The organism is Elstera sp. (genome assembly GCF_044372965.1).
GTDB lineage: Bacteria > Pseudomonadota > Alphaproteobacteria > Elsterales > Elsteraceae > Elstera.
On the sequence record NZ_JBILQX010000177.1, the window covers coordinates 1 to 7,526 of the forward strand.

Consider the following 7,526-nt stretch of genomic DNA (forward strand, 5'->3'; position numbering starts at 1 on the left):
CGCACTGCGTAATTTCCTGTGGGAAAACGGTGTTGTGCGCGCGAAGGGCATCGAGGGTAAGGAAGAGGCTGGGGCGAAATTCTCCGATTATTTCGACTATGCCGAGCCAATCCGGCAAATCCCGTCGCATCGGGCGTTGGCCCTCTTCCGGGGCCGCAAAGAGGAGTTTTTGACGATCTCCCTCGGCCTGCCCGAGGAGCCGCCGCCCGGCCAGATGGGGCCGTGCGAAAGCCGGATCGCGCTTCGCTTCGGGATTGCCGCTCAGGGCCGCGCGGCCGATACTTGGCTGCTAGATGTGGCGCGCTGGTGCTGGCGGGTGAAAGTCTCGGTCCATCTGGAACTCGACCTGATGAACCGGCTGTTCGAACAGGCCGAGGAAGAGGCGATCCGCGTGTTCGCGGGCAATCTGCGTGATTTGCTTTTGGCTGCCCCCGCCGGGATGCGCCCGACGCTGGCGCTCGATCCTGGGTTCCGCACCGGCACCAAGGTTGCGGTGGTCGATGCCACCGGCAAGCTGTTGGATACGGCAACGATCTACCCGCACGAGCCGCAGCGCCGCTATGAGGAGGCGATCAATCTGGTGGCCGCCCTCTGCCAGAAGCATAACGTGCAACTCATCGCTATCGGTAACGGCACCGCCAGCCGCGAGACGGATCGATTTGCCGCCGATTTGCTGGCGCGCTTCCCGGCGCTGAAAGCGACAAAGGTGATGGTGTCCGAAGCAGGAGCCTCGGTCTATTCCGCATCGGCCTTTGCCAGCCAAGAGTTTCCCAGCATCGATGTGTCGATCAGAGGGGCCATTTCCATCGGGCGGCGGCTGCAAGACCCGCTGGCGGAATTGGTGAAGATCGATCCCAAATCTATCGGCGTTGGCCAATATCAGCACGATGTCAGCGAAAGCAAACTCTCGCGGATGTTGGATGCCGTGGTCGAAGACTGCGTGAACGGCGTTGGCGTCGATCTCAATACGGCTTCCGTGCCGCTGCTCACGCGCGTGTCCGGGCTGAATGAGACCTTGGCGCGCAATATCATCGCGTGGCGCGACGCCCAAGGCGCCTTCCGCAACCGCAATCAGTTGAAGGAAATCGCGCGCCTCGGCCCGAAAGCCTTCGAGCAAGCGGCGGGCTTCTTGCGCATTCGCGGCGGCGACGAGCCACTGGATGCGTCCTCCGTCCATCCGGAAGCCTATCCGGTGGTGCGCAAAATCGCGCAAAGCGTGGCAAAGCCCGTGGCGGAGGTTATCGGCGATAGCGCCACGTTGCGCGGGCTCAATCCTGCCAGCTTTGCCGACGACCGCTTCGGGCTGCCGACCGTGCAGGATATTTTGCGCGAACTCGATAAGCCGGGACGCGATCCACGCCCCGAGTTTAAAACCGCCACCTTCAAGGACGGGGTTGAAGAGCTGAAGGATCTTCAACCCGGCATGCTGCTGGAAGGCGTCGTTACCAATGTCGCGGCCTTCGGGGCCTTCGTTGATATCGGTGTGCATCAAGATGGGCTCGTCCACGTCTCGGCCTTGTCGACTAAGTTCGTCAAAGACCCGCGCGAGGTGGTGAAGCCCGGCCAAGTGGTGAAAGTGAAAGTGCTGGAGGTCGATATCAAGCGCAAGCGCGTCGGCCTTACCATGCGTCTTGATGATCCGATGGATGGAACGGCGGCCCCGCGCTCCAGTGGCCCGCGCCCCAGTGGCCCGCACGAGGCATCGCCGCGCCCGCAACCCCAGAAGCCGGGGCAAGGGCGGCCTCAGCAACCTGCACGCGCGCCGCAATCCCGGCCCGAGCCTGCGGGTGACGGGGTCTTCGCGGCGGCCTTACTGAAAGCGCGGCAGAATAAGCGCTAATCGGGCGCAATCGGAACAAATGCGGCTTATTGCTAGTAGTCTGCCTAATCTATGCCATATTGAGTCGATACGGGCTAAGGGAGCTCGTAGAGATGAAGGGTCCCGAATGGTCCGCGCCGCGTTTGTTTCGTTCAGTATCGTCGTTGCGTTGACGGGCGCGGGGGCTGCGTCGGCCGCCACCGTGATTCAGCCTCATCGTGCGATTTATGAGTTGGCGCTGGACCGAAGCCAATCGGGCTCCGGCATTGTCGGGGCGGGTGGGCAGCTTTATTTTGAGTGGGCCGATACCTGCGACGGCTGGGCGGTAGCCCAACGCTATAAGCTGCGCTTGTCCTATACCGATGCCGATGATTCAGACCTTCAGATCAGCCTCGTCTCCTGGGAAGCTAAGAACGGCCAACGCTATCGCTTCGAAGTGAAGAAGATGAGCAATGGCGAGATTGATGAGGATATTCGCGGCACCGCTCAAGCCCCCAAAGGCAAGCGCGGCGAGGCACGCTTCACCAATCCCGAAGCCGCGCGCTTCCAACTGCCGAAAGACGTTCTGTTTCCCTCGGCCCATACGATTGCGCTGATCGAGGCGGCAAAGGCCGGGCAGGCGTTTCTGTCGAAGCATGTCTTCGATGGTGGTTCAGTGGAAGGCGCGACCATGGTTACGGCGGCGATTGGTTTGAGCCGACCAAGCAACCCCAAGGAAACGAACCCGCTGCTAAAAGCCCGCTCCTGGGGCATGCGCATGGCCTTCTTCCCCGAGCAGGTGGGGGTTGACCCGCAGACCCAAGGGGAAGAGCAGCCCGATTATGAATTGGGCGCCGATTTATTGGAAAATGGGGTTTCCCGAACCATGACGCTCGATTACGGTCAATTTGCTGTTCGGGCGAAACTGTTGAAAGTCGAACCTCTGGCGGCAGCTAAATGCTCTTAATGCCAATGGGGTTGGAATGTCGCGATTGCGCCGGTTGTTCGGACGGGAAATTCTAGCCGAAACCATTCTTGTTCACGGTAAAGATCAGCCGATTGGCGATGCTTTCATCCAATCGCGCTTTTTTCATGAGTTGCGCTGCCTTTATCCCAACGCCCACATTACGTTTGCGGTCTCGCTCGGCGGATCGGCCTATGCCAATAGCCTGAAGAGTGTGATGGCCCCTTATCTGGACGAGGTTCTGACCCACCAGGGGTTAAGCCTCGACCGGCGCGCACTCAGTCCGCTTAGCCCCCGTCCGCTGGCGGGGCGGCGTTTCGATCTGGTGATCGATCTCGAGAAAGTCTGGTGGCAGACGCTGATTCTGCGCCGCGTGCGGCACGGGGGCTTCGTCTCCGCGTCCAAACATTTCCTGTTTTCGGACTGCTGGCCGCGCGATTGGCGCAAGCCCGAACATCTCAGCGAACAATATTTGATGCTGCTGGATGCACTGGGGACGGCAAAGAAGGTCGATCTGCCACCGCCCGATTTTCGCTGCCCCGAGCGAATGGCCCAGGCGGCGACGCTACTACCCCCTGGCCCCAAATATGTCGGTCTCGTGCCGGGGGCGGGAGATCGCGGAAAATGCTGGCCGTTGGAGCGCTATTTTGCCGTGGCGCGCGCCTTGATCGCGGGGGGGCTCACGCCGGTTTTTCTACTGGGGCCAGCGGAGGCCGATTTGGTGCCAATCGTGCGGGCAAGCTTTGAATCTCCCTTGCTGCCTGCGTGGATTCTTCAGGCGGACGGGAGCGCAACGTTTCACCCGGCGTTTTCTTCGCCGCTCATGACGGTAGCCGTCGGGCGGCACCTTTGCGCCGCCGTGACCAATGATTGCGGTATGGCCCATATGCTGGCTGCGGCTAATACTCCGCTTCTAACGCTCTTCGGATATACGAATCCCAAGAAATATATGCCGCTCTCCTCGATATCCGAGGTTATTTCGGCCCGGCATTACGGCACAATTCAGCCGGAAGCCATTCCCGTTGAGGATGTTTTGCCCAGAATAGAGCGGCTGGTTCGGCAATATTCTTAAAGTCGGTCCGCGAGAAGGCCCTTATCCTCCATTTCGCCCGCGTCAATCAGGCGGTCGCACGAAAGCCCGATCAGGCGAATGCTCTTGTCCAGGGTTTCGGCGTGCAAGAGGTGCGTACAGGCTTCCCACAGGGTTTCCGCGTCCTGGGTCGGCACGGGCAGGCCAGTTGAGCGCGTTCTCTGGACGAAATCGGCCGTTTTCATTTTCACCGTTACCCCGGCGGCAAGCTTATCCGCCGCCTGAAGCCGCCGCGCCACGGTTTCGGCCAGCGGGCGCAGGGCTTCGCTGAGGTCATCCACGCGCGTGCGGTCCTTGCGAAACGTCGTTTCCGCGCCGACGCTTTTGGTGGGGCGGTCGGGGGTGATGCGGCGGCGGTCGTGCCCGCGGGCGAACTCGGCAAGACGCAACCCGACTTGGCCGAAGCGGCGCGCCACCCAAATCGGCTCGCGGGCGGCAAGATCACCAACCGTGCGGATGCCTTCGCGCTCCAACGCGGCGGCCAGCGCTTTGCCGACGCCCCAGAGCAGCGAGACCGGGCGCGGGGCCAGAAAGGCCATCGCTTCCGCCTGACCAATCAAAGCAAAGCCGCGCGGCTTATCGAGATCGGAGGCGATTTTTGCCAGGAGTTTGTTCGGCCCGAGACCAATTGACAGGGTGATCCCGAGGTTCGCCTCGACCTCGCGCGCGAGGTTTGCCAGCAGGAGTGCGGCGGGCACGGCACCCCGCTGGCTGGGTTCGGTGAGATCGAGAAAAGCTTCGTCCAGCGCCAGCGGCTCCACCAGCGGGGTCAGCGCGAGGAGACGGCGGCGCAAGGCGCGGCTCACGGTCGCGTATTTGCTGATCGCGGGCGGGAACACCGTGGCGTCGGGGCAGAGGCGCAGGGCTTGGGCCATCGGCATGGCCGAGCGCACCCCCGCAGCCCGCGCCACATAGCAGGCCGCTGAAACGACGCCGCGCTCGCCGCCGCCGACGATTACGGGCTTATGGCGTAAATCGGGCCGGTCTCTTTTTTCCACAGATGCATAAAATGCGTCACAATCGATATGGGCGATGGTGAGCCGGTCCCATTCGGCATGGAAGCGCAAGCGGGGCGACCCGCAGACCGGGCAGCGCGTTCGCAAGCGTGCGAGCGCGTCGCGGCCGGTTTCCGGGGCAGGAAGGGGGCTTGCGAGGCAGTCGCGGCAGAAGCCCGTTATGCCCGCCGATTCAAAACGACCTAACATTCCCCGAGCATAGTCCCAACAGATGTTAAGGTTATGGTTTCTTTGCGAGTGGCGAGTCGCTAGAGTGTTCAGTGTGTTGCGGGCGGCACAGGGCCCCGGGCGCTTGGAGGCTTCGGTATATTTCGATGAAGACGGTTTTGATCGTTGAAGACAACGAACTGAATATGAAGCTTTTCCACGATCTGTTGGAAGCGCGCGGCTATCGTATTTTGCAATCGAGGGACGGTATGGAAGCCCTGCGCCTTGCGCGCGAGGAGCGACCTGACCTGATCTTGATGGATATTCAACTGCCGGAAGTGTCTGGCCTTGAAGTCACCAAGTGGATCAAACAAGATGAACATCTGCGATCCATCCCCATTATTGCTGTTACGGCGTTTGCCATGAAAGGCGATGAAGAAAAGATTCGCGAGGGAGGCTGCGAGGCATATATTGCCAAACCAATTTCGGTCGCGAACTTCCTCGAGACCGTTCAGCGCTTTTTGGGTTAAGGGCTAATGCCGGGCCGTATCCTCGTCGTTGACGATATTCTTCCGAATATCAAACTGCTCGAAGCAAAACTGACGAGCGAATATTATGACGTCATCTCGGCGGAGAACGGGCCGACGGCGCTGGAACTCGCGCGGAGCGAATCGCCCGATCTTATTCTTCTCGACGTAATGATGCCCGGCATGGATGGGTTCAAGGTCTGCGAGAAGCTGAAAGAAGACCCGGCGACCGCCCATATTCCGGTGATTATGGTCACGGCTCTATCGGATACCGCCGACCGGGTGCGCGGCTTACAAGCCGGGGCCGATGATTTTCTGTCGAAACCCGTGCGCGATGTGCCGCTGTTTGCGCGCGTCCGTTCGCTCATTCGCCTGAAAAACCTGATGGATGCCTGGCGGGTACGGGAAGAAACCTCCTCTCGCCTCGGCCTTGCGGCGCCCGCGCCGGTGATGAGCCAGGAAGTGGCTACGGAAGGGCGGATTTTGGTGGTCGAGGAAAGCGCCATCGACGCCGAGAATATCGTGAATATTCTCAAATCCGACCGGCATTCCATCGCGTCCATCCATAATACTGAAGCTGCGATTGCCGCCGTAAACAGCAATGTTTTCGATCTGGCGATTATTTCGCTCACCTTGATGGAAGGCGATGCGCTGCGGCTGTGCAGCCAAATCCGCTCCCACGTCAATGAAAGTGTGCGTTCCTTGCCGATTCTTCTGCTCGCGGAAGACGAAGAGGATATTGGTAAGATCGCCAAGGCGCTTGATCTGGGCGTCAATGATTACGTCATGCGCCCGATCGAGCGGCAGGAACTGCAAGCGCGCGTGCGCACGCAAATTCGCCGCCGCCGCTATCAGACCCGCTTACGCACCAATTTCGAGGAAAGCATCGCGCTCGCCTCAACCGATGCGCTCACCGGTGTCTATAACCGCCGCTATCTCGACGTGCATTTGGATCAAATGGTGCGCAACGCCAATGACGTGCGCAAGCCGCTTTCGGTGGCCTTTTGCGATATCGATCATTTCAAACGCCTCAACGATACCTACGGTCACGCGGCGGGCGATGAGGTGCTGATTGAGTTTGCCAATCGCATGCGCCGGTCGTTGCGCCACTTCGACATGATCGCCCGCATCGGCGGCGAAGAATTTGTCGTGGTTATGCCCGACACGAACATTGATGTGGCAATTAAAGTGTCGGAACGGCTGCGCACGCGCATGCAGGACGACCCCTTTACCGTGACGGCGGCGGGCGAATTGCCGGTGACGATCAGTATTGGCGTTGCGGTTTCCGATATGGTGGAAACTTCGGGGTCCGAGTTGCTGCGCCGGGCGGATGAAGCCATGTATCGCGCCAAGCAAGCGGGCCGGAACCGCGTTGAAGCCTCGATGCCGGTCGCCTAACGGCGGCCACACTGGGTCAAGAGAGCGGGGGAGTTTCCCCCGCTTTTTTTATGCCGGGCTTCTCCCTAAACCCATAAACGAAAAGCGCCGGTACAAGACCGGCGCTTTCGATTTCAAGCTGCGTGACCAGCTTAAACTACTTAATTTTCGCTTCGCGGAACACGACGTGCTTGCGCACGACCGGATCATACTTCTTGAGTTCCAGCTTGTTCGTGGTCTTACGCGGGTTCTTCTTAGTCACGTAGTAGAAGCCCGTGTCCGCGGTGCTAACCAGCTTGATCAGCAGGGAAGTTGGCTTTGCCATGTCGCTCGGTCCTAATAATGGATCGCCCAAAGAGGAGGGCACAATATCGAGTAACACCGATGAGTCAAGCGATATTCGGAAAACGAATGTTCGTGAAACGGTACCTGAAACCGCTCTTGTCCGCCGGGCTGGTCGATGCTAGGGGTATAGGCCTCTATCGATGCTGCGTCGATAGTAAGTTACGAATGGGGATTCTGACGTGGTGAAGGTCGCGCAATGGTGTATGGGCCGATGGCGTCGCGGTTAAGCGCGCTATCCCTCGTTTAACCGTTTTTTGCGAAA

Annotated in this window: 7 protein-coding genes; 5 read left to right on the forward strand and 2 right to left on the reverse strand. The window is 59.9% G+C overall.

The genetic code is table 11. The features are described from left to right. The 3 genes from ACIQ36_RS16695 to ACIQ36_RS16705 all read left to right on the forward strand — a co-directional run. Positions 1-1,840: helix-hairpin-helix domain-containing protein (locus tag ACIQ36_RS16695; RefSeq protein WP_395831387.1), on the forward strand; the 1,840-nt coding region annotated here is incomplete at its 5' end. 106 nt (positions 1,841-1,946) lie between these two features. Next, positions 1,947-2,765 carry a cell envelope integrity EipB family protein gene (locus ACIQ36_RS16700; protein ID WP_395831389.1) on the forward strand — a complete coding sequence of 273 codons (819 nt, stop codon included), beginning with the start codon at positions 1,947-1,949 and terminating at the stop codon, positions 2,763-2,765. Between the two features lie 16 nt (positions 2,766-2,781). Continuing rightward, on the forward strand, positions 2,782-3,834 hold the full coding sequence (locus ACIQ36_RS16705) for a glycosyltransferase family 9 protein (protein WP_395831391.1): 1,053 nt from the start codon (positions 2,782-2,784) through the stop codon (positions 3,832-3,834). Here the strand turns inward: ACIQ36_RS16705 and ACIQ36_RS16710 are convergent. After that, complete coding sequence (locus ACIQ36_RS16710; protein WP_395831393.1) at positions 3,831-5,057, reverse strand: DNA polymerase IV; 1,227 nt, start codon at positions 5,055-5,057, stop codon at positions 3,831-3,833. The two genes, ACIQ36_RS16705 and ACIQ36_RS16710, sit on opposite strands and share 4 nt — an antisense overlap. Before the next feature lie 125 nt (positions 5,058-5,182). Here ACIQ36_RS16710 and ACIQ36_RS16715 point away from each other — a divergent pair, with 125 nt between their 5' ends. Continuing rightward, a complete protein-coding gene (locus ACIQ36_RS16715) occupies positions 5,183-5,545 on the forward strand; it encodes a response regulator (RefSeq protein WP_045774897.1) in 363 nt (120 codons plus the stop codon). Between the two features lie 6 nt (positions 5,546-5,551). Then, positions 5,552-6,940, forward strand: a complete 1,389-nt coding sequence (locus ACIQ36_RS16720; protein WP_395831395.1) for a PleD family two-component system response regulator — start codon at positions 5,552-5,554, stop codon at positions 6,938-6,940. 136 nt (positions 6,941-7,076) lie between these two features. Here the strand turns inward: ACIQ36_RS16720 and rpmG are convergent, their stop codons facing one another. Then, positions 7,077-7,244: a 50S ribosomal protein L33 gene (gene rpmG / locus ACIQ36_RS16725; protein ID WP_045777624.1), complete on the reverse strand. Its 168-nt coding sequence runs from the start codon at positions 7,242-7,244 to the stop codon at positions 7,077-7,079. Positions 7,245-7,526 lie beyond the last annotated feature (282 nt).